At 59.5% G+C, this 24,612-nt stretch carries 22 protein-coding genes and 1 pseudogene; 9 read left to right on the forward strand and 14 right to left on the reverse strand.

Features of this window, described 5'->3' with window-relative positions; genetic code table 11:
• Positions 1-74: 74 nt before the first annotated feature.
• A complete protein-coding gene (locus NKH23_RS15845; RefSeq protein ID WP_352977574.1) occupies positions 75-1,016 on the forward strand; it encodes an amidohydrolase family protein in 942 nt (313 codons plus the stop codon).
• Here the strand turns inward: NKH23_RS15845 and NKH23_RS15850 are convergent.
• Genes NKH23_RS15850 through NKH23_RS15865 form a run of 4 tightly spaced genes read right to left on the reverse strand, consistent with a single transcriptional unit; the run spans position 990 to position 5,499 of the window.
• Positions 990-1,961, reverse strand: a complete 972-nt coding sequence (locus NKH23_RS15850; protein WP_352977573.1) for an ABC transporter permease — start codon at positions 1,959-1,961, stop codon at positions 990-992. The genes NKH23_RS15845 and NKH23_RS15850 overlap by 27 nt on opposite strands.
• Positions 1,958-2,923 (reverse strand): ABC transporter permease, encoded by a 966-nt coding sequence (locus NKH23_RS15855; RefSeq protein ID WP_352977571.1) that lies wholly within the window; start codon positions 2,921-2,923, stop codon positions 1,958-1,960. The genes NKH23_RS15850 and NKH23_RS15855 overlap by 4 nt, the downstream gene beginning before the upstream one ends.
• Positions 2,920-4,428 carry a sugar ABC transporter ATP-binding protein gene (locus NKH23_RS15860; protein WP_353035046.1) on the reverse strand — a complete coding sequence of 503 codons (1,509 nt, stop codon included), beginning with the start codon at positions 4,426-4,428 and terminating at the stop codon, positions 2,920-2,922. Before NKH23_RS15860 ends, NKH23_RS15855 begins: the two co-directional genes overlap by 4 nt.
• An 18-nt stretch (positions 4,429-4,446) precedes the next feature.
• Entirely contained in the window at positions 4,447-5,499 is a 1,053-nt protein-coding gene (locus tag NKH23_RS15865; RefSeq protein WP_352977567.1) for an ABC transporter substrate-binding protein, read from the reverse strand.
• Positions 5,500-5,678: 179 nt separating this feature from the next.
• On the opposite strand from NKH23_RS15865, the gene NKH23_RS15870 reads away from it, so the two are divergent.
• A complete protein-coding gene (locus NKH23_RS15870; RefSeq protein ID WP_353035048.1) occupies positions 5,679-5,945 on the forward strand; it encodes an IclR family transcriptional regulator in 267 nt (88 codons plus the stop codon).
• A gap of 201 nt (positions 5,946-6,146) precedes the next feature.
• Here the strand turns inward: NKH23_RS15870 and NKH23_RS15875 are convergent, their stop codons facing one another.
• The 8 genes from NKH23_RS15875 to NKH23_RS15910 all read right to left on the reverse strand — a co-directional run bounded on the left by NKH23_RS15875 (position 6,147) and on the right by NKH23_RS15910 (position 15,508).
• The gene (locus tag NKH23_RS15875) at positions 6,147-6,428 is read right to left on the reverse strand and encodes an IclR family transcriptional regulator domain-containing protein (protein ID WP_352977668.1); all 282 of its coding nucleotides are present in this window, start codon (positions 6,426-6,428) and stop codon (positions 6,147-6,149) included.
• Positions 6,429-6,436: 8 nt separating this feature from the next.
• Positions 6,437-8,038 carry a D-alanyl-D-alanine carboxypeptidase/D-alanyl-D-alanine endopeptidase gene (gene dacB / locus NKH23_RS15880; RefSeq protein ID WP_353035050.1) on the reverse strand — a complete coding sequence of 534 codons (1,602 nt, stop codon included), beginning with the start codon at positions 8,036-8,038 and terminating at the stop codon, positions 6,437-6,439.
• Between the two features lie 664 nt (positions 8,039-8,702).
• Entirely contained in the window at positions 8,703-10,334 is a 1,632-nt protein-coding gene (locus NKH23_RS15885; protein ID WP_352977560.1) for an ABC transporter ATP-binding protein, read from the reverse strand.
• Positions 10,324-11,208 carry an ABC transporter permease gene (locus NKH23_RS15890; RefSeq protein ID WP_352977558.1) on the reverse strand — a complete coding sequence of 295 codons (885 nt, stop codon included), beginning with the start codon at positions 11,206-11,208 and terminating at the stop codon, positions 10,324-10,326. Before NKH23_RS15890 ends, NKH23_RS15885 begins: the two co-directional genes overlap by 11 nt.
• A complete protein-coding gene (locus NKH23_RS15895) occupies positions 11,205-12,251 on the reverse strand; it encodes an ABC transporter permease (protein WP_352977556.1) in 1,047 nt (348 codons plus the stop codon). The genes NKH23_RS15890 and NKH23_RS15895 overlap by 4 nt, the downstream gene beginning before the upstream one ends.
• 100 nt (positions 12,252-12,351) lie before the next feature.
• Positions 12,352-13,959, reverse strand: a complete 1,608-nt coding sequence (locus NKH23_RS15900) for an ABC transporter substrate-binding protein (protein WP_352977555.1) — start codon at positions 13,957-13,959, stop codon at positions 12,352-12,354.
• A 101-nt stretch (positions 13,960-14,060) separates the two neighbouring features.
• On the reverse strand, positions 14,061-14,414 hold the full coding sequence (locus tag NKH23_RS15905; RefSeq protein ID WP_292653661.1) for a Rieske (2Fe-2S) protein: 354 nt from the start codon (positions 14,412-14,414) through the stop codon (positions 14,061-14,063).
• Positions 14,415-14,425: 11 nt separating this feature from the next.
• Positions 14,426-15,508 (reverse strand): amidohydrolase family protein, encoded by a 1,083-nt coding sequence (locus NKH23_RS15910; RefSeq protein WP_353035075.1) that lies wholly within the window; start codon positions 15,506-15,508, stop codon positions 14,426-14,428.
• A 134-nt stretch (positions 15,509-15,642) separates the two neighbouring features.
• Between NKH23_RS15910 and NKH23_RS15915 the strand changes: the two genes are divergently transcribed.
• The 6 genes from NKH23_RS15915 to NKH23_RS15940 all read left to right on the forward strand — a co-directional run bounded on the left by NKH23_RS15915 (position 15,643) and on the right by NKH23_RS15940 (position 20,631).
• Complete coding sequence (locus tag NKH23_RS15915; RefSeq protein ID WP_352977553.1) at positions 15,643-16,500, forward strand: LysR family transcriptional regulator; 858 nt, start codon at positions 15,643-15,645, stop codon at positions 16,498-16,500.
• Positions 16,501-16,591: 91 nt separating this feature from the next.
• Complete coding sequence (locus tag NKH23_RS15920) at positions 16,592-17,668, forward strand: FAD-binding oxidoreductase (RefSeq protein ID WP_352977552.1); 1,077 nt, start codon at positions 16,592-16,594, stop codon at positions 17,666-17,668.
• Between the two features lie 305 nt (positions 17,669-17,973).
• Positions 17,974-18,630, forward strand: coding sequence for a Crp/Fnr family transcriptional regulator (locus tag NKH23_RS15925; RefSeq protein WP_352977550.1), 657 nt, complete (start codon positions 17,974-17,976; stop codon positions 18,628-18,630).
• A gap of 11 nt (positions 18,631-18,641) precedes the next feature.
• Complete coding sequence (locus NKH23_RS15930) at positions 18,642-18,971, forward strand: hypothetical protein (protein WP_352977549.1); 330 nt, start codon at positions 18,642-18,644, stop codon at positions 18,969-18,971.
• Positions 18,972-19,375: 404 nt separating this feature from the next.
• Positions 19,376-20,134: a LuxR C-terminal-related transcriptional regulator gene (locus tag NKH23_RS15935; RefSeq protein WP_502912358.1), complete on the forward strand. Its 759-nt coding sequence runs from the start codon at positions 19,376-19,378 to the stop codon at positions 20,132-20,134.
• A gap of 146 nt (positions 20,135-20,280) precedes the next feature.
• A complete protein-coding gene (locus NKH23_RS15940) occupies positions 20,281-20,631 on the forward strand; it encodes a hypothetical protein (RefSeq protein ID WP_352977547.1) in 351 nt (116 codons plus the stop codon).
• Between the two features lie 224 nt (positions 20,632-20,855).
• Here the strand turns inward: NKH23_RS15940 and NKH23_RS15945 are convergent, their stop codons facing one another.
• Positions 20,856-21,689, reverse strand: a complete 834-nt coding sequence (locus tag NKH23_RS15945) for a LuxR C-terminal-related transcriptional regulator (protein WP_353035055.1) — start codon at positions 21,687-21,689, stop codon at positions 20,856-20,858.
• A gap of 391 nt (positions 21,690-22,080) precedes the next feature.
• A pseudogene (locus NKH23_RS15955) lies at positions 22,081-22,370 on the reverse strand (DegT/DnrJ/EryC1/StrS family aminotransferase); the annotation flags it as partial.
• 303 nt (positions 22,371-22,673) lie between these two features.
• On the opposite strand from NKH23_RS15955, the gene NKH23_RS15960 reads away from it, so the two are divergent.
• Positions 22,674-24,389, forward strand: a complete 1,716-nt coding sequence (locus NKH23_RS15960) for a right-handed parallel beta-helix repeat-containing protein (protein ID WP_352977543.1) — start codon at positions 22,674-22,676, stop codon at positions 24,387-24,389.
• Positions 24,390-24,612: the final 223 nt, after the last annotated feature.

Here is a 24,612-nt window from a genome sequence, read left to right on the forward strand (position 1 = left end):
CCGATGCTAGTCCTTCCTTCACAGGATGAAGTCCGGATCGATTTCCGATTCCGGCCACACCATGAGAGAGATGCGTGCCAACACCTTACCGCGGACCGATCATCGATGCCCACCATCATCTTTGGGATCTCGGCCTCAGCCGGCACCCCTGGCTCGCCACAACGGCTGGCGAACGCGGCGGTCTGGGGGAGCTTGGCCGCTTGCGGCGAAACTACCTTCCTGAAGATTATTTGCGCGACGCCGGCCGGCACAATGTCGTCGCAACCGTCCATGTCGAAGCCGGCTGGACCGGGGATGACTGCGTCGGCGAAACGCGGTGGCTTGAAACGCTCGACAAGTCGCGCGGCGTGGCCGCCCGTTATGTCGTTCACATACCGCTGGCGAGCCGCCAAGCGCCGGCGCTGGTCGAGGCGCAGACGGCATTCGACCGTGTCGTCGGTGTGCGCGACATACTGAGCTGGGATCCGGATCCTGTCCGCCGTTTTGCTGCCCGTGACGGCATCATGGACGATCAGGCCTGGCGTGCCGGCCTGTCCCTGCTTGGGCGCCACCGGCTGGTTTTCGACCTGATGGTGTTTCCGCGCCAGCTCGCCGGTGCGGCGCGCCTCGCAGCGGCCTTTCCGGACCAGCTCTTTGTTCTCAACCACTGCGGCAGCCCGATCGATCGCGATGCGGACGGGATGCGGGTGTGGCGCGAAGGGCTGCGGCTTTTGTCGGAGTGCGACAACGCTGCCATCAAGATATCGGATCTGGTCGCCTACGATCATGACTGGACACTCGACAGCCTGAAGCCGGTTGTCATGCATTGCATCGACTGTTTCGGTACGCAGCGCGCGATGTTCGGCAGTGACTTCCCAGTCGCCGGCCTGCATGCGTCGTTCGATGCAGTATATGACAGCTTCAACGCCATTGCAGGAGAGCTTTCCGCGGACGAGCAAACGGCGCTGTTCTTCGGCAACGCAAGGCGTATCTACCGGCTGCACGATATTTCATCGGCGGGCCTGCTCCCTGCCTGAGAGAAGCAGCAGCCCCAGAATCAGCGACCCGAACAGGATACTGCGCCAGCCGGGCGATGCGTTGACGACGGTGATCAGCGCCGTGATCGTGACCAGCAGGATGGCGCCGGGGATAGTACCGGCATAGGTGCCGAGCCCGCCCAGTATCGAGGTGCCGCCGAGCACCACGGCCGCAATCGAGGCGAGGAGATAAGGATCTCCGATCCCGACATAGCCTTGGCCGTTCATGCCGAGGACCAACACACCGGCAAGTCCCGAACAGAAGCCGCTGATGCCGTAGACCGCGAGCGTGGTCGAGGCGACGGAAACTCCGGACAGCGCCGCGGCAAGCGGATTGGCGCCCATCGCGAAAATCCGGGCGCCGAGGGATGTCGCATGCATCGTGGTCAGAACGATCACGGAAATGGCCACCCACAAAAGCACGCCTGCAGGAATACCGGCTGGCCGCGCATTGCCGAGCCAGCGGACCAGCGGGTTCTCGGCGGTCACGGCGCTGCCGCCGGCGATGATGATCAGGAGGCCCTGCAGGAATGTCGCCATCGCCAGTGTCATGATCATTGGATGAACGCGCAACAGCGCCACGCCCAGCCCGTTTACGAGACCTATCGCGGTCGTCAACGCAAGCACTGCAAGAACGGCTGTGAGCCCGGTCGGATCCGCCTGCAATGAGAGCAGCGGGAGGCTGACGGCACTGACCGTGACGATCGCCGCGACGGAAAGGTCGATGCCGCCGGCAATCACCACGAAGGTCTGGCCCGCCGCGACCAGGCCGATCACCGCGCCCAACTCGACCAAATAGCGCAAATGACCATAAGCGCCGAAGCCACGTGAAGCGAAGCTCGCCGCGATCCACACCGCAGCAACGATAGCGACGGTGAGGAAGGGCCGGCTGCGCAGGATCGTCAACGCCCGCCTGCCGCGCGCGCTCTCTTTCCGTGCTGTCATTGCCGCACCTTGCGGAATTGCGGGATGGCGACCGCCCCGATGATGATGAGGCCTTGGGCGACATATTGAGCAACTGGCGTGAAGCCGAGGAAGAACATGACACTGATCATCAGGCTGAGCAGCAGGCTGCCGGCAAGCGCGCCGCGCATCGTGCCCTGGCCGCCGAGGAAGCCGATTCCGCCGAGCACCGCGGCGGCAATGGAATTCAGCGTGAAGGCCGTGCCGATGACCGGATCGCCCGAACCCGTTTGCGCGGCGACGAACAGGCCGGCGCCTGTGCAAAGCAGACCGCTGATCGCATAGGCCGCGATCCGCGCGCCATCGACCGGCACGCCTGAGCGATAGGCGCCGACCGGATTCTCACCGGCGGCATAGAGGCTCAACCCAAGCGGCGTGGCGAGATAGAGTTTCCACAAAAGCACGACGAGCACCAGCAACACGAATGCCGCCGGCCTGTTGCCGGCAAGCAGGTCCGACAGCCACTCCGGAATGGCGCCGCCCGGCCTCGGCAGGATGAGCAACGCAGCACCGCCGATGATGAAGGAGCCGGCGAGCGTCACCACGATGGCCGGCAACCGAAGTTTCACGACGATGAACCCAGTCGCGGCACCTATGCCGATACCGGTCAGCGCCACCGCGGCGGTACCGCCGGCGACGCCCAGCGGCCCGATCATCGTCGTCGCGGCGATTACCGCGCCGAGACTGACCATTGCGCCGATCGCCAAGCTGATGCCGCCGGTGAGCATGAGGATCGCCTGAGCCATCGCGACCAGCGCCAGCGGAAACCAGCTCTGGGTGAACTTGGCGAAGCCGGACGCCGTCAAGAGGCCGGGGAACAACACGCCGTAGGCAACGAGGAACGCCAGAACCACGGCGAACAGGCTGCGCACGCCAACATTTCGGCGCAGCTGAACCGGCCAGTAGAGGGCGCCGGCTTGGCTTGAGGATACAACCGTGCTCATGCCGCAACTTTCTGCTGTTCGGCGCCCATTGCGGCCGAGACGATGGCTTCCTCGCTCAGTGCCTCGCCCTCGAGCATGGCCTTGATGCGACCTTCGCGGACCACGGCGACGCGGTCGCAAAGATGCACCAGTTCGGGTGTGTCGGAACTGAGCAGGACGATAGCCTTGCCGGCGGCAGCGAGATTGCGAAGCATCATGTAGATCTCACGCTTGGTCTCGACATCGACGCCGCGCGTCGGGTCGTTGAGGAGAAGCACAAGCGGATCGTGTGGCATCCATTTCGCCAGCGCGACCTTCTGCTGGTTGCCACCTGAGAGCGCCTGCGCCGGGCGGTCGAGATCGCCCTTGATGGCAAGCTGGGCGGCGAGTCCCCTCGCCATATCGCGCTCGGCACGCCGGCTGCGCAGCTTCAACGCCGGCAGCCTTGCGAAGGCTGGCAGCATCATGTTGGTGATGATGGGATGGATCAGGTGCAGGCCTTCGCGCTTGCGGTCGGCCGGGACATAGGCGAGGCCGAGCGCGTTGGCGCTCGGCACGCCGCCCGGCAAACCCGAAGCACCGTTTACGGTCGCGGATGTCGTCCTAGCCGGGATCGCGCCGTAGAGGCCAAGCAGCAGATCTTCCTGCCCCTGCCCGACCAGGCCGCCGATCCCAAGCACCTCGCCCGTCCTGATGTCGAGATCGACGTCGCGCATCAGGCCGGCCGAAAAATTACGAACCGAGATGGCGTTGGCTGGCGATGGCGAATGCTGCCATCGTGGAAAGAGATCGCCGGGGTCGCGGCCGACCATCAGCCGCACCAGCCCGGCGGCATCAGTTTCTTCCAGCGAGCGGTCCGCCGTGCAGGCGCCGTCCTTCAGTACGGTGACATGCTGGCACAGCGTCATCACTTCGTTCAGCCGGTGTGAGATGTAGAGAATGGCGATGCCCTCGGCCCGAAGCCTTTCCAGCAGGTCCGTGAGGGTTTTTGTCTCAGTTGCCGATAGCGATGAGGTGGGTTCGTCGAGAATGAGCACGCGCGGCCGCCGGTAAAGCGCTTTGGCGATCTCCACCATCTGACGGCGGCCGAGTGACAGATGCCCCACCGGCGTCGACAGCGGTTCGCGAAGGCCGACAAGACCGCATGCGGCCCTGGCCCGTGCGGCGAGTGCGGTGTAATCGACCAAGCCGAATCTCTTGGGATAGGCGCCGAGCCCAATATTTTCGGCGATCGAGAGACTGGCCGTCAGGCTGAGTTCTTGTTGGACAACGGCGATCCCGGCGTGCCGCGCATGAGCGGGGCTCATGCGCGATACCGGGCGTCCATCAACCTCGATCGCCCCGCCGTCCGGGCGCAGGGCGCCGGACAAAAGGTTGATCAGCGTCGACTTCCCCGCGCCGTTCTCGCCGAGCAGCGCATGCACGCGGCCCGGCTGCAGAGCGATGGAAACGTTGCGCAGGACGGGGTTGCCGAAGAAGGACTTCGACACCCCCCGCGCGGCGAGAAGCGTAGCCGTGGTTGTCAATGCTACAACCCTTCAGGCTTATTTCTGGGCCAGCAGCTTCTTGAACAGATCCTCATCGTACGGCGAATAGATGTAACCGTCAGCCGGGAAATCCTTAGCCCGGGCGAGATATTCGTCGATGTTGGAATTGTCGATCACCGGCAGCGGGATCTTGACGAAAGCCGGCACATCCTTGCCGTCCAGCGCCTGTACGGCGGTGTAGGTGGCGAAAGCGCCGAGCCAGTTCGGCTGCATCGTCGCCCAGCTCTTCAAGCCCTTTTCCTTCCACAGTTCGAGGAACTGGCGCGCATTCTCGCCGGTGATCGGCACCTGGTCGCGACCCTGCTTGTCGAGCGCGAGCACGGCACCCGCCGACAGAGCGCCGCCGAGCGACAGGATGCCGTCGATTTCGGGATTGGCGAAAAGCAGGCTGGTGACGGCTTCCTGGGCGGGCGCGACATTGTAGGGCGTGTTCGTTTCGGCAAGCACCTTCACATCGGGATGAGCCTTAAGCTCGGCATCGGCGCCTTTGCGCCGGTCGTCACTGACCGAAACGCCGGCTGGGCCATTGAGGATCAAAATATTGCCCTTGCCGCCGATGGCGTCGATCAGGAACTTGGCCGCCTGATCGCCCCACTGTGAGGAATCGGTGTTGACCTTGGCGGTCACCTTGTCGGTGTCGACGAGGCTGTCGAAATTGATGATCGCGATGCCCTTGGCGCAGGCGTCGGCCAGCACGCGCGCCGGCGCGGTCGACGAGCCAGCGATCAGGATGATGGCATCGACATCGGAATCGATCATCGACTGGATCTGCTGAATCTGGACGTTGGCATCGCCTTGGGCGTCGGTCACGACGAGCTTGTCGACCAAGCCTTGCTTCTTCAAAGTCTCGACTTCGGCTTCGATCGTGCCCTGTGTCTGCTTCATCCAGGTCGGCACTGAATAGATGTTGGCCCAGCCGATCGTATACGGCGCCTTGCGGTCGCCCTTGATGCATTTAGCGGCGGCGTTGGCTTGCGAACCGGCGCCAACGCTGAGGAGAAGACCGAGGCAAAGGGCGCTGGCGGATGCGAAAAACGATGATTTGGTCATGATTGTTCCCTTCTGAGGTTATGCCTGAACGTGCGGGGTCGAGACGAGAAAACCCGCCGGTTGCCGCATCTCGGAAACCGCGCTTTTTCTCGTCAGGACTTTCTGTGCCTGGCTCGTTATTGTCCGATATTCCAGACAAGAGGCCTGTATATCGGACAGATCGGATGCTAGACTGAGCCTTGACATCTTTCCCCGACGGCCGCATCATTGCGCCAGCCGAGTTCTTCGGCGATGTAGCTCTGGCGCGCCAGCAAGGTTTCAGTGAGACGGCTGCTCTGGCCGACCGCTTCACGTGGTGCATGGCCGCGCCCATCTGCGATGGCAACGGGGCGATCAACAAGACTCTTTGCTTCGTGTTGCCCGTCGACACGCCGGAAGCGCGACGCAGTGAATTGCTTGTCCTGCTATGCGAGCGCGCCCGCGGGTTGTCGTTGGCGGGAAGCTAGTACAAATCGGTACGGGAAGGACCCTAAGAAGGTCCCGCATCGATCCGTGCGATCCCACGTCCCCGTAGCTGGCCCTAGCGCCAACAGCAGCGGAAGGCCTGAAAGTTATGGCCGGTCAGTTCGCCAACCGAGCCGCGACTCGATGCGGCGCGCACTGGTCTTGACCATCGTAATCAAGTCGGGGGTTCTTTTGCTTCAACTTCACATCCGGGACGGCGACCGAGATCGTCGCACGGCAGGCTCCTTGGCTTTCACGGATGGGAGCGCAATGCAAGCAACTGAAAAGTCAGATTCACCGGCCTGTATCGACAGGCCCTGCTCCAATGCTGCGGCGGCCGCGCGAGCCAGCACATTCTCGTCTGTTTCGGCGCGTCCGGTCGGAGAGGCGATCGCGCATCGGGCGAAAATGGCGCGGCGTTCGGCTTCCGGCAAATGGCCGACGAGCAGCCGGCCAGACGCAGTCCAGTTCAGCGGCGTCCGGATCCCGACGCCTAATAAGCTTGCTGGATCGCAGCGGCGATCGCAGCAATGTCGTGATCGGCGGCGAGGAAATCGTCGATCGAGCCAAAAGGCGCAGTGTTGAGGAAGATCGCGAAAGCGAGCTCGCGGCCGCTTTTCGTGTCGATGTAGCCGACTTGCGTCTTGGCGATGATGATTCCCTGATGGTCTCCGGGCGTAATCGTAACCCGTGTGCCGTCCTTGATCTGGATATGCCCGGCCGCTGGGCTTCCAAGGCCGTTCTGAGCCTGCGTTCCATCCAGTCCCAGGACAGCCATCCCATCCCGGATGGCCTGGCCCCAAGGTGTTTTGACGACTCGCGCCAGCACCGTGGTCTGGTCTGCAGGAGCTGTCTTGGCGTGGTCATCGGATCCGGCACCGTCGAAGACGTAGGTGCTCTGCCGCGATACGCCCAGCTTGTCGAGAAGGTCAAGCGCCTTGCTGATTCCAACCACGCAGTCGCGGCTTTCGGCTTTTACAGCTGCAAGGCACAGCATCAGATGCGCTCCGCGATTGTAGCTAACCTTGAGAACGACTTTGACGAACTCTGAGAGTGGAGGCGAGACGTGCTCCGCCACTTTGTTCTCAGCAGAATAGACCGCCGCGTCCGGTAGTTTGTCCGCAGGATTTGGCCCAAGCGCGTTTGCACCAACTGTCACTCCGGCGCGTTGCAGAGCTTCGATAAAAGCGGTCCGCGCAAACGAAGCCGGGTCGGTCACAGGCCATATGTTCAAGGCGGGTGGAGCTCCGAGGACTATTTCGCCGGTGACCCGTATCTCTCCCGGACCCGCCGATTTGATCGTGATGGGCTTCGGATTCTCGGCAACGGTCATCACGTCGCTCGATATCTTGAGGGATGCAATCTTGGGTCGCCAATCGATCCGGGCCGGCTGACCAACGCTGGCCGCCGTCGTCGTGATGTCTATGACATTTTCGTTGAGCCAGACCGGTGAGATGATTCCGTCTGTCGGGTCGCGATAGGTTTCGAAGAGACGCGCATCAATGATGACGTCGCCCTTGATCTCCGTGATGCCCGAACCGCGAACGTCCTTGGCCAGGCCATCCAGCGCCGCGAGGGGGTCGCTCCCCTTCACCAGGGCGCCGCCTGCAAAGCCGGTATCAGCATAGTTGTGGTCGATTTCCGGCATATTGTTGTAGCCTAGGGTGCCGTCCGGCTGCTCGCGTAGACCGAAACTGAAGTCGCCGGACGCGACCAGGATCAGATCACCGCCAAGCACCCCGTCCGAGACGGACCCGGTCCTGTGGACCGGAGTGTGAAACCGATACTCGGCACCATACAGATCCAGCACGGTGGCGGTGCTGTATACCTTCATGATCGATCCAGGCGTCAGCGCCCGGTCTCCCGCCTGGTCGACAAGCACGGCCCCCGTGTCGAGATCGACCACGCGCATGCCCCAACTCGTGTGCGCGTACGCCGCTTTCGACTGGATCTCTCCGATGACAGCCGACACACTTTCAGGCGGGTCGCCCGCGACCGGCGGAAGGGTATCGGCGCGCGCGCCGGCGCCGCAAAAAAAGCCAAGCGTGACTAGCGCGACGAGGGTCGTCAGAGGCCTCGAATGGATCACGAGCATTGGCAATTCCTTTTCACGAGCTCGAGATCGCGTTGGGCGAAATCTGAGCGCAGCGGCCGCACGGCTAGACCGCGCCCAGCGGCAACGCGGAACAGGGCACCGTCGAGGCCAAGCTTGGCTTCGTCCTTATAAGAGGTTGCGATATTGAAGTGGTTTCCGAAGCCGGCGCGGAGGCCGGCACCGACAGAACCAAGCGACGCGAACTCATAGTCCCTGCCCGGCGGATTCCTAACTGCTCCATAGTCGACGGATCCGAACAGCCTGAGGTCGGCAAGCCATCGCGGGCCGACGACCGGTGCGGCGTGCGCGATGGCGATGCTCGGAGGCCGCCGCGGCGGCGGCTCGAACGGCTCGATGATGGTTGTCGTATCTCTGATAGCGCGATCCGCATCCTGCGTCTGGGCTGAGGCGATCGGCCTTGCTCGCCAAGCAAAGTGGTCGAGGTGAACCACTGTTTGCCCCCAAAGCTGCCCACGAAGTTCTCAAGCAGCCGCAGACATTCTAAGCCGAAAGAGATCCTCTCAGATAGAAGGAAGTCTCAGATAGACGGCGACTTGTGTATAGAATTCTTCGCCTTTTCCAAGAAAAGTGGCCTTGGCCATTCCGACGGATTCTGCGGGCTAGGCAAAAAGCAGGGCAAGACACGCAACGCTCTGCCCGACGATCACATCCTCCGGCTGGCGAGCAGCCTTGTGAGCCAGTCCGGATCCATTTCCGGCACGGAGGATAAAAGCCGTTCGGTATAGGGGGCATGCGGCGGCGTGAGAATTTCGCTCTTTAATCCCTGCTCAACGACCTTACCCTGGTGCATGACCACAATTTCGTCGGCGATCGCTCGCACGGTGGCAATGTCATGGGTGATGAAAATGTAGCTCGTGCCGAGCTCGCGCTGAAGCCGCATTAAGAGCTTCAGGATTTCCTCTTGCACAATCTGGTCGAGCGCGGACGTGATTTCGTCGCAGATGATGAGTTCCGGATCGGCGGCCAACGCTCGGGCGATGCAAACGCGCTGCTTCTGGCCCCCCGACAGTTCGGCCGGCAGACGGTCAAGGTAAGTTTCGCTCATCTCGACCATGTGCATGAGTTCGCCGATCCGCCGATCCCGCTGCGCACCCTTGAGGCCAAGATAGAATTCAAGCGGCCGAGCTATGACTTCTTCGACCGTCTGGCGCGGATTTAGCGCGTTGTCGGGCATTTGATAAATCATCTGTATGCGGCGCAGGATCTCTTTTGGGCGGGTCTTCAGGGTCTTGGAAAGAGCGTGGCCGGCAAAGGAAATCGAGCCCGAAAGTGGCGGCAGCAGGCCGGTAACGACGCGAGCGAGTGTCGATTTCCCGGAACCGGATTCGCCGACCACAGCCACTGTTCTTCCACGTGGAACTTTGAGGGAGACATCCTGGAGCACCTTAACCGCCCGGCCGTAGGCCGCCGTGACGTTGTCTATCGTAAGCAGATATTCATCGGCCGGAACTTCGGGCTTGGCGAGCTTGCGCACGGCCCAGAGCGTTTTGGTATATTCCTGGCTGGGCGAGGCGAGCATCTGGCGCGTTTCTGCCTCCTCCACGGTAAGTCCATGGCGCAAAACCATGATGCGGTCCGCCATTTGCGCCACCACCGCCAGATCATGCGTCACATAGATTGCAGCGGTGTTGAATTCCCCCACGATGTTGCGAATGGAGGCGAGCACTTCGACCTGTGTCGTCACATCGAGCGCCGTCGTTGGCTCATCGAAAACGATGAGGTCCGGACGGCAAGCCATCGCCATCGCGGTCATTGCCCGTTGCAACTGTCCGCCGGATACCTGATGGGGATAGCGAAAGCCGATGGTCTCCGGATCTGGAAGCTGAAGACGCCGATAAAGATCGACGGCACTCCGGTTGGCTTTCTCTCGGCTGGCGATCCCATGCGCCACCACAGTTTCGACAGTCTGATCGAGGAGTCGGTGGGCCGGATTGAAAGAGGCCGCGGCGCTTTGCGCGACATAGGCGATACGGGAGCCTCTGAGGCGACGCCGCCCTGTCTCGCTGAGTGCCAGAAGATCGATCCCGTCGAACAGGATCGAGCCCTGTGTAATACGGCAGCCCGGCTTGGCGTAACCCATCGCGGCGAGGCCAATGGTGGATTTCCCGGCGCCTGACTCGCCGATCAGGCCAAGAACCTCCCCCCGCTTCAGCGCCAGATCGACCCCGCGGACAATGGGATGCCACCGCTCGTCCGAGAAACCCTCCACATGCAGATTGCGGATCTGAAGCAGATCCTTGCCTTTTTCGCGCAATGCGGGAGCGCTATTTTTCATCCCGCAACCCGCTTGTTGCGTGCAGGAACCAGTCGACGACGAAATTCACGGATACCGTCAGGAGGGCAATCGCGCCGGCCGGCAGCAGCGGCGTGACATCACCGTAGGTGATCAGGGTCGCATTCTCGCGCACCATTGATCCCCAATCGGCGGTCGGTGGCTGAATACCGACGCCCAGGAAGGACAGGGCCGCGATCGTGAGGAATACGAAGCAAAATCGCAAGCCGAACTCCGCGACCAGCGGCGGCAAGACATTGGGAAGGATTTCCTTGGCGATGATCCATTTCGGGCCTTCGCCGCGCAATCGCGCCACTTCGACATATTCCATCACTGCCACGTTAAGCCCGACGGCGCGTGCGAGCCGAAAGACACGGGTAGAATCGAGCAGCGCAATGATGATTATCAGGCTGGTGATCGACGAGCCGAAGATCGAAAGCAGCACCAGGGCGAAGATCAGGCTTGGGATCGACATCAACACGTCCACCGCACGCGACAGTATCTGGTCGAGCCATCCTCTGTACAATGCGGCAAGAAGGCCGAGCGAGACGCCTACCGCGAAGGACAGCAGCGTGGTCGCCACAGCGATACCGATGGTGTTGCGCGCACCGTAAATCAAGCGTGTGAGCATATCGCGGCCGAGCTGGTCGGTTCCCAATTTGAACTGCTGGCTCCATGGTGCGAAGGCTTCGCTGAAAACCTGCGTTTCGCCGTATGGGGCGATCCAGTGCGCGAAGACCGCAACGATGACATAGCCGATGATCACGAGGATGCCGAACCAGGCACTGAAGGGTGCCTTCTTCAGCGCCGTTTTGGCCCGGGTGGCGCGCGAGCGCCTCAGCCTGTGAACCTGAGCGATGGGTTCGTAGCTGGTCATCGTGGATGCAAGAGCCTGGGATTGGTGGCGATGGAAATGATGTCGGCAGTCAGATTGAGGAGGATATAGGTCGCCGCGAAAATCAGGGCGCAAGCCTGGACAACCGGAACATCCCTTGATTTGACCGCGTCAACCATCAGCTGACCGATGCCGGGATAGACGAACACCACTTCGACCACGACCACTCCGACGACGAGATAAGCAAGATTGAACGCCACCACCGTGACGATCGGAGCCCATGCGTTGGGCAAGGCATGCCTGAGTACGATGGCCATCGGCGACATTCCCTTGAGACGCGCCATGTCGATATAGGGGCTTGCGAGCATGTTGATGATCGCCGCTCGTGTCATGCGCATCATATGGGCGACGATGACGAGCGTAAGCGTGGTCGCCGGCAAGGCTACTCTCCAGACGTGGTCCCAGAACGGCGTCTGGTCGTTCACGTTCGACAATGTCGGGAACTTGGGAACTGCGTTGAGTATCCAGTTCAGTGACACTGCGAGCCAGTGCGGCAGGGCTTGTGCGAACTCGGATCCAATGAATGTGTCGCGCGAGATGACCAGGTAGGCAAGCATATAGGCGACGAAAAACTCCGGGAACGAAATGGTTGTCAGCGTCACTGCGTTCACCACCCGGTCGAACCAGCCATTGCGATAGAGCGCAGCGAGGATGCCCAGTCCCAGGGCCAGCGGAACTGCGATCAGCGCGGTCATCGATGCGAGGAACATCGTATTGTAGAGGCGTGGCGCGATGATCTCGGCGACGGTGCGCCGATATCCGGTGCGGCTCGCGAACGAAGAGCCGAAATCCCCGTGGAGCATCTGCCCGACCCAGACGAAGTAGCGCTCGACAGGCGGACGGTCGATGCCAATTTCTCGCTGGAAGGCGGCGACCGTTTCGGGTGTCGCGGATTGCCCGAGCATCGCCTTGGCGAAGTCGCCCGGCAGCATTGCAATCGCAGAGAAGATAATGATGGACACGATGAACAGGGTAACCAGGCCGAGGCCAAGGCGCTGCAGAACCGTTCTTGCGACGGGGTTCATTTGCACGCGTTTCCCGTTGCCGTCGCTGCCCTACCACACCCGGCAGGGCACGCGGCTGCAAGCCGGAGCCCAGTAGCCATCGCGGGTCCGGCCCACACTCTCACGCAGTGGCGATCCACCAGCGTTCGGCCATCTTCAATCCATCATTCTCCCAGTTCGGCGCCACTTCGCCATGTGCGAGCTTGCTGGATTTGGCGCTGACGAAATTATTGAAGACCAGCACGATGCTGCCGCTATCATCATGCGTCAGTTGCTGCATCTCGGCATACATTGCCGCGCGCTTGGCCTCGTCCGTCTCGGCGCGCGCCTGGACAAGCAACTCGTTGAAGCGGGGATTCTTCCAGAACGACTCGTTCCAGCTTGAGTCCGCGGCGAAGGCTTGCGTGAACATCCAGTCCGCCGTCGCGCGACCGCTCCAATAGGAAGCGCACCAAGGTTTTTTGAGCCAGACATTGTCCCAATAGGCGTCCTCGGCCTCACGCACGACGTTTACGTCGATACCGCACTGGGCTGCCGTCTCGCGGATGAGCGCAGCCGCATCCACCGCGCCTGCAAAAGCGGCATCTGCGACCGAGAGGTCGACCTTCAGTTTTTCCATCCCGGCCTTTTTCAGATAATGCTTGGCTTTCTCCGGATCGAAACTGTGTTGCGGCTGCGGGTTCGTGGCGAATTTGATCGCCGGCGCGATCGGGTTGTCGTTGGCCACAGTGGCGTGGCCGAGAAAGATCTTGTCGACGATCTCCTGACGGTTGATCGCCCATTTCAAAGCCATTCGGACGTCCGGATTGTCGAACGGCGCCACCGTGACATTCATCGGCAAGGTATAGTGGCCATAGCCGGTGACCTCGACAATCTCCACCTTCGGATTGCGTTTCAACATGCCGAGGGTCTTGAGGTCGGCGCGGCCAATATAGTCCACCTCCCCTGTCGATAGCGCGGCCATGCGAGCGGCGAGATCGGTGATGGCGATGAACTCCACCTCATCGAGATAGGGTTTGCCGTTCTTGAAGTAGTTCGGATTGCGCTTGAGTTTGGCCGAAACTCCGGGCTGGAAATTCTCAAGCACGAAAGCGCCGGTGCGAACGCCCGATCCCCAATCCGCCTTGCCGTCCTTGGCCGGCATGATGACCAGATGGTAGTCACTCATGATGTAGGGGAAATCGGCGTTGCCGCTCTTCAGCGTGAAGACAACCGTTTCCGGGCCGTCCGCCTTGATGCTCGCGACGGGCTCAAGCAGTGGCTTCGCCGCCGATTTGGTTTCGTCCCCCATATGATAGCGCAGCGAAGTCACGACGTCGTCCGCCGTCACATTCTTGCCGTTGTGGAAGGTTGCGCCCTTGCGCAGCTTGAAAACCCAGGTTTTGGCGCCATCGGATGATTCAAAGCTCTCGGCAAGGTCCGGTTGGACGTTGCCTTTCGCGTCGACCTCGGTGAGGCTGTTGGACATCGAGCCCGAGAACGCGGTTTGTGTGAAGGTGTCCGGGTAGCCGGCCGGATCGATCGAATCCGTCGTTGCGCCATGTGCCATGCCGAGCTTGGCGAAGCCGCCCTGCAGCGGTTCGGCCCGGGCCGTGCTGACGAAGAGCTTGTCCGCAGCGGTGACCGTCAGCCCAGCGGCCAGCCCAAGATGAATGAAGTCGCGACGAGAAATCTTGCCGCGGCCAATCAGGCTTTGAGCGATACCAAGCTTGTATTCAGATTCTGACATTTGACTCTCCCATTGCGGATTTTCCGCGTTATTGTTCGTCACGCACCCTGTGAAGAAATCTGCTCGTTAGCCGCGATCACCCTTTCTTCTGACTGCTCAAATCAGGCCGTCACATAGATGCTGCCCGCCTCGACGGTGACTGGAAATGTGCGCGCGCGAACGGAGGGATCGACCAGGGCCGCGCCTGATTTGATGTCGAATTCCCAGCCATGCCAGGCGCAGCGCACGATCTCGTTTTCGCGATGATAGATGAATTGCGCCTCTTCGACCGGTGCAGTTGTTCCGCATTGCGGCCCCTCGCAAAGCGGAGCGCCGCGGTGCGGACAAACATTCAACAGCGCGTGGAATGAATCTCCGATGCGGAAAACGCCGACCGAAAGGCTGCGGATCTTGGCGATGAAGGGAGATCCGGTTTCGATCTCGTCGACGCGGCAGATGTATGTCTTCTCGGGCATCGTCTGCTTCCTCAGGCGGCATTCGCCGCTTGCGCACGGGGGATGCGTTTGTAAACCTCCAGTGCATTCAGCCCCATGATCTTGCTCTTCCAGGCGGGAGGGATTTGCAGCGTGTTGGCATCGTCATAGTCCCAATGCGGATAGTCGGAGGCAAACATCAGCGTATTTTCGCCGTCCATCGCCTCGAGAGTGGACCAGAGATGCTGAATATTTGCGGGCTGCTCCAGCGGCTGCGTGGAAAAGCGGATGTTGCGCCGGCAGTATTCGGACGGCAGCATCTTGAGCCATGGCGTCTCTTTGCGCAGCGCTTTGTAATCGGCGTCCAGGCGCCACAATACCGACGGCACCCAGGCGACGCCGCACTCGATGACTACGAAGTAGAGGTCCGGCCATTTTTCGAAGACGCCATGCGCAATCATGCTCGCGACATGCGAAATCGCCGACATGTGCAGGATGGCATGGGTCTCCCAGAAGAATGTCGTCGGGGCCGGAGCAATCGCGGTCGAATTCACGCCGCCATGGCCGCCCAGATGTATGGCAAAGGGCAGCCCCACTTCGGCACAGGCCTCGTAGATTGGATGGTAAAGCGGATCGCCATAGGGCTTAACGGAGCCTTGCGAGGCAAGAACCTGAACCATGCGCGGATGATTGCCCAGGCGGCGTATCTCGGCGGCCGCGAGCTTCGGATCCTGTGGCGCGATGATGATCGAGCCCATGAAGCGGTCGTCCTTCGGCAGCCACTGCTCGATCTGGTAGTCATTATAGGCGCTGACGAGGGCGCTGGCATAATAGGGATTGGCGAGAGTGGAAGCCTCGATCGGCTCATCGCCGGTCAGGATCGCCACATCGACCTTGTACTTGTCGAGGTGCTTTTCCTTCATGATGAGATAGTTGTCGGCTTCTGTTTTCGGACGGACGTCCTTGCGGGAGAAGTCCTGCGGATGAAACCAGGGACGATGGCCATGCGGGAAGGCGCCAACGGGACCTGTCTTCTCGCCTTCAACGAACATGTCCTTCCATAGGCCGGAAAGGTAAGGCTCCAATACGGTCGCGCTTGACCAGTAATTGTGACAATCGCAGTCGACTATGAACACGTTGCTCAGCTCCGTAGCTTCAGCCTGGTCGATCTGCCGGCCGATTTTCACCGAGTGCAGCTTCCGCCTTGAGTATTGTTTGATCAAGCTTATGATCCTGGGCAATATGATCGGTTTTTTCGATCGGAGGTCACGTGCAGCTGGATCACATCGAAACCTTTCTCGACATCATCGAGTCACGAAATTTCAATCGCACCGCCGATCGCTTGGGGTTGACCCAGTCGACGATCAGCACCCGGATCAAGAATCTGGAGAGCGCGATCGGGTCCGAGCTCTTTCAGCGCGGGCGCGCCGGTGCTGAGCCGACAGCCGCAGGACGGCGGTTCGAAGCCTATGCCAGATCCTTGCTGTCGACATGGTCGCAAGCTCGACACGATGTGCGAGCGTTCAACCGTTTCGAGGGCACCTTGCGCATCGCCGCACAGGTGGGCATGACCCGCTCGGTGCTGCCGGGATGGGTCGAGACACTGTGCCAGGCGCTTCCCAAATCCTCGATCCATGTCGAGTCGGATTATTCGAACCAGATGGTCAGCGACCTAAGCATGGGAAATCTTGATATCGCCGTGCTTTATGCGCCTCGCTACCTGCCTGAGATCGCCTACGAACATCTGATGGTCGAGGAATATGTGATGGTTTCGACGGCTGCCAGAACGCTGTCCGACGTCGACCCTGAAACCTACATTCGCCCGGGCTACACCGCCGTGCTGGAAAAGACGCACGCAGAACTGCTGGCCGAGCTGGCGATCTGCCGGCTTTCGACGGGATCGGAAACTCTGGCGGAGATCATGCTTCGGCGAACGGGCGGCACCTGCTTTATGCGTAGCGACGATGCGCGCAGGTTCACTGCCGAGCTCCCATCGTTCCTCGTCGAGGGAGCGCCGACGCTGCACCAGCCAGTCCACACCGCGATACTTGCGCGCCGTAAACACGAACCCATTATTCGCAAAGGCATCCGAGCTCTCCAGGTGGCCGTAATGTCCCTGGAAGTTTAATCGAAATTGCCGATCATAAAGGCAGGATTGCGCGGCTGTTCAGCGGGTTTGGAAATGGCATCTTGGCTCGACTTCAAACCCGAGTTCAACGATGAATGCACACGCGGCCGTAGGAGCCCCCGGCTTCGCCCCAACAAAGCGTCACCGGCAGTGGGCACAGACCACCCCGCAGCTTGTGCTCTGCCGGCGTGTGATCGACGAAACGCATGATGTGAAAACATTCGTTCTCGCACCCGCTTCAGATCGAATGTTCTGCTTCAGCGCTGGCCAGTATGTTCTGGTGCACCTGAGGATCGACGGTGCCGCGGTGACGCGCTCCTACTCCGTTTCGTCACCACCAACGCGACCGCTAGACCTTCAGATCACCGTGAAACGGACCCCGGGCGGGCTCGTTTCGAATTGGCTCCATGACAATTTGAGGCCGGGCGATGGGATCGAGATCGAAGGGCCGCTCGGCTCGTTCAATCTCGACGATGTGCCACATGGAAAGTCCCTCTTCCTTTCGGGCGGCAGCGGGATAACTCCCGTCATGTCGATGCTCCGCGCACTTACCGACCGCGCAGCCGACCAGGATATCCGCTTCATTCACAGTGCTAGAACACCGGACGACATCATCTTTCGGCTCGAACTGGACGCACTTGCCGCTCGCTTTCCCAATGTTCAAGTGACTTGCATTTGCAGTCAGGAAGACCCGGCATGGACGGGTCCAACCGGGCGAATTAACAGTGAGATGCTCCTGACCTTGGTTCCCGATCTCCACAACCGCACGGTTTTTGCCTGTGGGCCGGAATCCTACATGGACGCAGCGCGCGGCTGCCTCGGCGCAATCGGCCTCGCTCCTTCACGGTATCATGAGGAGAGCTTCGGAGGCGGCAACGTTTCGCGCTCGGTGTCGGATTCAAAGGTTTCGTCTTCGGTCCGCTTCGCCCGCTCAGGCATTGCGCATCACTGCGCGACCGGAGAGACCCTGCTGGAAGCGGCGCGCCAATGTGGCGTTTACGTCCCCACCGCTTGCCAGCAGGGAGTTTGCGGTACGTGCCGGATCGCCAAGCTGTCCGGCGAAGTTGTCATGGATGACCTGGGCGGGCTGACATTGGACGACAAATCGGCAGGCTACGTCCTGGCGTGCTGCAGCCGCCCCCAAGGCGACGTTTTGCTTGATCTGTAACTGTCACATACCGCAGTGTAATCGGGCAGCCTGGCCGTTACTGCGCCGCAAGTGTTTAGCGTTTTCGGAGCCTGTTGTCCGGCCCTAACCGCGAAACTTAGCGGCCTTGAATATCCTAAGTTAAGCGCAGTTTACCTCATTCGAACAGACGAGGACATTGGGCCAGCCCGCCTTTAGGGTATGAGGTCGTTCTGTCGATATGTCCGGGAGAAACTATTGTCAGTCGTGTGGAAACAGAAGTAAATTCGCGGTTCTTCATGCAGACACTATTGGAGTTCATGTGCTCGCATCCCATAGGGGGAACGTTGTCGAAGAACGAGTGGGGGAACAACGATTTTCTCGGTGTTACCGCAAAAATCTATAAACCCCATTCGGTGATATGCCGCCAGGATGACGACAACAGTGAGTTATTCATTGTAAAATCGGGTTGGGCAATACTTTACCACGCACTGCCGGACGGAGAGCGGCAGATCATAGACACGCCCCTCAAGGGGGACGTCGTCGGTTTCCGTGGCTTGGACGGACCCCATCTTGCGTCGCTGGCGTCCATAACCGAACTAGCTGTTTATGAAATTTCCAGTAAGGAACTGGTCGAGGCCATCCTGTCGGACGGTCACATCGGGAAGAAAATCGCCAGCTCGCTGGCGCGCCTGAACGCCATCCTTGCCGAACATCTCATGAATACCGGTCGGCGGAACGCGATGAGGCGTACCGCCCATTTCCTGCTCGAGTTGGAGGAGAGGCTCTCCATGGTTGGGCTGTCGGTCCATGGAAGATATGAGTGTCCTCTTGCCCAGCATGAACTGGCCGACATCCTCGGAATGACCACGGTTCACGTCAACCGAACGTTAAGGGAGCTCCGGAAGGCCGATCTCGTCTCTTTCAAGTCAGGCCATGTTGAGGTGATCAACCGCAAGAAGCTGGTCGAAACAGCCGGATTCGACAGCGAGTATCTCAGGTAGCGGCTATCTCTTTGAACGCCAGCGCATGGACATCAAAATTTCTGCTGAAAACGATCATTCCGTCGCCGGAACAGTTCGAGACGACATTTACGGAGGGCTGGTCGCGCGCGGGACACCTGGCAGAGCTTGGTATGTCTCGAGACAGCGGTATCCGGCTCGAGGCGGTCGAAGGTTGGGCCGAGCGGAACGCAACCCCGTTCGTGCTGACCAAAGTGTGCAGGCGAGATCATCATGACCGCGGCAACTCGGCCTATCGCACCGAGGACGGCGTGCTGCCGAAATATGCGCAGAGGCCCTTTACTACGGCAGACCCATCGGGTGGGCTCGAACTAAATTGTTGAGCCACGGCGATCACCACTGTGCGCTAACCTTGTCAAGGGCACCCTCTGGTCTACCGCTGAATCGCCGCAAGCACTAGCCGATCCACGTTCGGCAGCTGGGCTGAAGATGGCTAAGTGGTCCGATGCATGCGTCTTCAGGCAGATTGCAGCCCTTTGGGCCCAGCTTGGCGTGATTCCCTGAAAATTACGAAAAAAGCAACCTATGTTAGAGACTGCTTATAAATAAACCCTACACTTACCCAGGTTGGGTCTCGCCGGGGCTCAGGGAGCTGAAAACGACGCAAATGGGGTAATCGAGTCTCGACCTTTCACAACGCGCAGTACCAAACTTTCACTGCTAGAGAATGCGGAAAATTATGTCGGTCAACGCAAGGCGGCTTGTGTGGGAAAGAGCGGGTATTGACATGGGTGCCACGGCAGGACTGCACAATTACACTTCGGCCAATCGGTCCGGAGTCCCGTCCGGCGGAACGGGAATCGTCCACGGGCAGACAGGCAGGGAATCCCTCCTCATCTTGGACGGAAGGGCTCTAGACCGCGAGTGTCTCGCATCGGCTCTCGTGGACCACGAACTCGGCATGGATGTCGCCGCCTTGGGTTCCATCGAGGAATGGCGCGTCAGAAAGAGCTCGGCCCCTCCCCTTGCAGCCATACTCTTCAACCTTGGCAGTCGGAAGGTCTCCGATCGTGGCATCGCTGACGAGATCAGGCATATTTCGTGCGAGTTCAAATCAGTCCCTGTGGTCGTCCTGGCCGACACCGAAGACCTTGCCCAGATACTGACCGCTCTCGAATGCGGTGCACGCGGTTACATTCCGACCTCTGTTGGAATCGATGTCTGCGTCGAGGCTATCAACCTGGCGGCAGCGGGAGGCATCTTCGTGCCGGCGAGCAGTGTCCTTGCCATGCGGCACCTGATAGATTCGGGCAGCCGCGACACGCAGCCTTTGGCAGGCATGTTCACGCTTAGGCAGGCCGAGGTTGCGCAAGCGCTCCGGCGCGGCAAGGCGAACAAGATGATCGCCTACGAACTGAATTTGCGCGAAAGCACGGTGAAGGTCCACATCCGCAATATCATGAAAAAACTAAAGGCGACCAACCGCACGGAAGTCGCCTACAAGGTCAACGATCTTCTCGCAGAAGGAACTCTGGCTGAGGAGTGAGCCCAAGCGTAACACTGCCCACCCTGCGTGAGTCCCGCGGCCGTATTCGACTGTTGCCTCAATAAATTTAATTCAATTTAAATTTTGTGAAGGTCCAAGGGTGGGATCGGCAGCTGAACTGCTATCTAAGCAGACTCGGGGAAGGTGTGTCTTCCTACCCATCTTATGGCCTCCTCGATCGTATCGAAATTCTTGTGCTGCCCGCTCAGCAGCCCGAATCCCGTCTCGAGGAACCATTTGCCTTTGGTGGAGTAGGCTTCCTCGTCGATCTGGGTAAGGACCGCCACCAGTTGGTCGCATTTCCAAACCAGGAGGCCGTATTCTCCGCCTTCAACCGTTCCGATCCGGGCTTCGCTGAACGACAAACCAGAAACAGTTTTTGTTTGGCCCATTTTAATGAAAAATCCCCTCAAATTCAAAATGGCAGTAAAAGATCCGTCATCCTTGTGTTTTTTTATCAATCACGCACAGAGTTCAAACCGGTTGAGGCGATCTAATTCGTGATCCACCGCTGTTGAGTACAGAGGACAACGGGCAAAAAACAACTGGATCTAAGACGGGTCGTGGTTACACTGGCGGGATCCATATGATACGCCCGTGTGATGCGGTTTCCACCGCGCCTCTTCGGCCATCGCCCGGAATGTTTGAGCCCACGCGTTCTTGATCGGGAACGAGGCTTCGGCAAGTGAATGCACCAGCCAGAACGAAGATCTGTCGCAGGTCATATAGGAGGACGATTGTCGAAAACGAGGTATCCATTTTTTGCTTCAGGTAGATCATGCCGATGGTGAGACCGCTGAGGTACCACCGTATCGTTCCCCGACGCGCCGTTGCCAGATGGTGGAGTAAGCATACCATGATTCATCGCCCAAACTGCGGCCTGTGTTCGGTTGCGGACCCGAATCTTTCGAAGTATGGCTTTGACGTGTACCTTCACCGTAGCTTCGGCAATGTTAATTTCGCGCGCGATGGCTTTGTTTGACTCCCCTTCGATCAAACGGCGCAGAATACAGTTCTCGCGATTCGACAAAATTACCTTTTCTTGATCGCCACTCTCCACTTTATCTTCCACCTTTGGTAACTCATCAGCTATCGGTTCAGCTGTCGGTTCATTTTTCGAACCTTGCCTTATATCTTGAATAACCATCGAAGTTTCCGCAGGTAGTACCGTTTGCCCAAGCATAACCAATTCGAGAGCTTTGATGAAGGTATCGTAAGCAGCGATCTTTGTCAGATACCCGTCAGCCCCCGCACGAAAAGCTGAGACTATATCGGCCGTGCGACAGTGATCAGCTAGCGCAACGACATGGCTGGCTGGGTAAATCGCCTTAAACTCAACAATTTGCGCGAATTCAGCTTCCGCATCAGCACCGCCGATATCTATGATTAGCAAGATCGACCGGTGACGCGGTAGTGGCTTTTGCAAAAGATCGTTAACAGAATCCGTAGAGAAAAGAATACAAAAATCTTCTTCATTCAGGATTCGACTTAGACCTTCTCGAAGTAACTCGCTCGGCCCGACAAGCACGGTTATGAAAGATTGCCTTGTCATCATCGCTTCTCACCCGGCGCGATTGGGATACACGCGCCGATTAGGTGCTCCACGCGCCAACCGCACAGTTTCTTTTCTAACTTTACGCCTGGAAAACCGTACACCAAAATACCCTCTTTAGGCGTAGGGCAGCATCATCGAGGCGTATCCCGACCCTTCAACCTGGGGCTTTTAGACTGGGTTCTGTTCCGGTGAGCGCGGCGGCAGGAGCATCAGGGTGATGTTGTCCGGCACCTTGAGTTTCGGCGTCACATGCGATCCGGCCTGATCAGGATGAGCACCGCATGCGCGCCGTCGTCGACGCTCCGGCTGATCTCGACGAGGTGCTCCCGCATCGCCTCGGTATCGCAATAGGGCAAAGGCCCGCGCCCTTCCCTTCCGGGGGCAGACGGCCCCGCTGGTCGAACCAGTGGGGGAGTTTCACACAGCAGCTTTGCCAGTTGCTGCGAGTCCAGCAAGGCTCGGCAGGCGTTTCCAGTTCGGCGATGTCGCGAAGCCGCTCGCCATATTGCGCCGCAAGCTGCCCCCGCCGCGTGACGAGTGCGGGAAGCCGTTGCAATTGCTCACGCCGATGGCAGCGTGCAGGTCGGTCAGGCGGTAATTGTAGCCGAGTTCCGGATAGCCCTCGTAGATCACCTGTTTCGAGCCGCGCCGGACCGTATCGGTAACGCTCATTCTGTGTTGGCCGACTAGGATGCATGACGTTGTCTCCTGCTCTTCGGGGGTAAGGATCACACGTGATCCGAGATACTAGACGACATTTGCAATTCGAGGTAGGTGCAAGTTTGAACGCAGCGCCGATCACCCGGAAGAGTCTCAGTATAGCCTTATCCGCGCCGTATTATGGTCATGAAGGTTAGCATTATATCTCAAAATGAAATTTCTGGTTGTATTGCCAGAGTTTCGTTGAGACGATAGATACTCATTTATTGTCGATTAATGTCCTTCGGGATACTTATGGTTACTAATATTTAACTGGAGAAACACATGACGACCGAGGCTCCCATTTCCACCGCTTCCGCGTCGGCGGGTCTTACCCACACCACCACACCGATCAAATCCGAGTATGATGGCCAGGTGATTGAAAATCTTGACATCTACGTCACCAACGGGGACGCGGTCACGATTACGCACGACAATGTCATCCTGCGCAATTGTCTTATTCATCACGTCGGAGGCGACGGGGTGATGGTATCGGGGGCAAACGGCGTCACGATCGAGAACACCGAGGTCATCAACGCCGACCCGCCGGCGGGAATCGACCCCGAGACGAGCCCGGACATCAACAACATCAAGGCAGAAAACGCCTCGAATCTGACCGTTTATAACACCACGGTGCGGGAAGGCTCGACTGGCATCTATCTCGTGAACTCGCCCGGCGCGGATCTTTCGCACGTCGATGGCTACAACTTCCATGGCCCAATGCCGCGCGGTCAGTTCGTCCAGTTCAACAACTCGGGCAATAGTTCGCTAACCGACTTCTATGCCGTCAACGACGCCGGCAGTTCGCATCCTGAGGACATCGTCTCGGTATACGGCAGCCCGAATACGACGATCTCAAATGGGGTGATCGACGGCAACAACTCTCAGACCGGCGTGGCCGTTATGTACGAGAACGGATCGACCGGCGGCAGGGTGGATCACGTTGACGCCATCCATCAGGGCAATGGCGCGTTCTCTTCCTACGCGAGCGATGTGACCTTCGATCACACGAGGTCGTTCGATGGTATCAATGAGGATCAAGGCCGCGGGCTTCCCTCGTCGAATGGACTGATCTGGAATGTAAGCTCCGGCGGGGTCAGCATCCTGAACTCGACCTACACCAACCCTGGCAATCCCAACAACATCATTTGGGACGCGTCAAAGGCGGTCGTAGCCGACGTGCACGAGGATCCCACGGCCACCCCAGTGGCACACGTCGATAACCAGTTCACCTGGGACTACGCAGCGGATAGCTCGACCGACACTGTCACGGACGCGAGCGTCACTCCCCCAACCACTAGCACGACCGAGACCGGATCTGGGACCGGGACTGTCGCTCCTTCCGGCAGCACCAGCGATGGCACGTTGTACGGCACCAGCGGCGCCGATATACTCCACGGAACCAGCGGCCACACCATGATCGGCTATGGCGGCAACGACACCTACTATGTCGATAATGCCAACGAGAAGGTGGTTGAGGCGGTGGGCGGCGGCAACGACAGTGTGCTCGCCTCGGTGAGCTATGCGCTTTCGGCCGGCTCGGAGATCGAGCTTCTCGCCACCAACAACGCGTCAGACACGAAGGCAATGGCCCTCACCGGCAACGAGTTCGCCCAGACCATCCAGGGCAATGCCGGCAACAATGTCATCAACGGCGGCCTCGGCGCCGACGTCTTGACCGGCTACGGAGGCCACGATGCCTTCTCGTTCAATACGGCTCTTGGAGCCGGCAATGTCGACAAGATCACCGACTTCAAGCGCTCCCAGGATACGTTCCATCTCAGCGATACCGTGTTTGCCGGGCTTCAGTCGGGAGGGCTTCCGTTCAAAGCTTTCTTTGTTGGTGCAGCCGCGCATGACAGCTCCGATCATATCATCTACAACAGTGAAACTGGGGCTCTCTCGTTCGACAATGACGGGGCCGGCGGCGCATCTCAAACACAGTTCGCCACCCTTTCTCCACATCTGTCGCTCACCGCAGCCTCGTTCTATGTGACCTGAAGGACTACGCGGGGAACTTTAACATCCCGCGAGGGGCTGCCCGGGCCAAACAAGGACTGGATAAACAGTCTCTCAAAGCCATGATCCCGAACCGAAGGTCAGCGTACCAAAAGGGGAGCCCGGTTTCGGAGAAGATCACGCTCAATGGAGTTCCATCCCGATGTCATCGGGATGGAACAGACTCGACTTGTGAGCTTTCCGTGGTTGTCCATGCGGACCGAGC

This window comes from Mesorhizobium sp. M1328, from assembly GCF_040318075.1.
Lineage (GTDB): Bacteria > Pseudomonadota > Alphaproteobacteria > Rhizobiales > Rhizobiaceae > Mesorhizobium.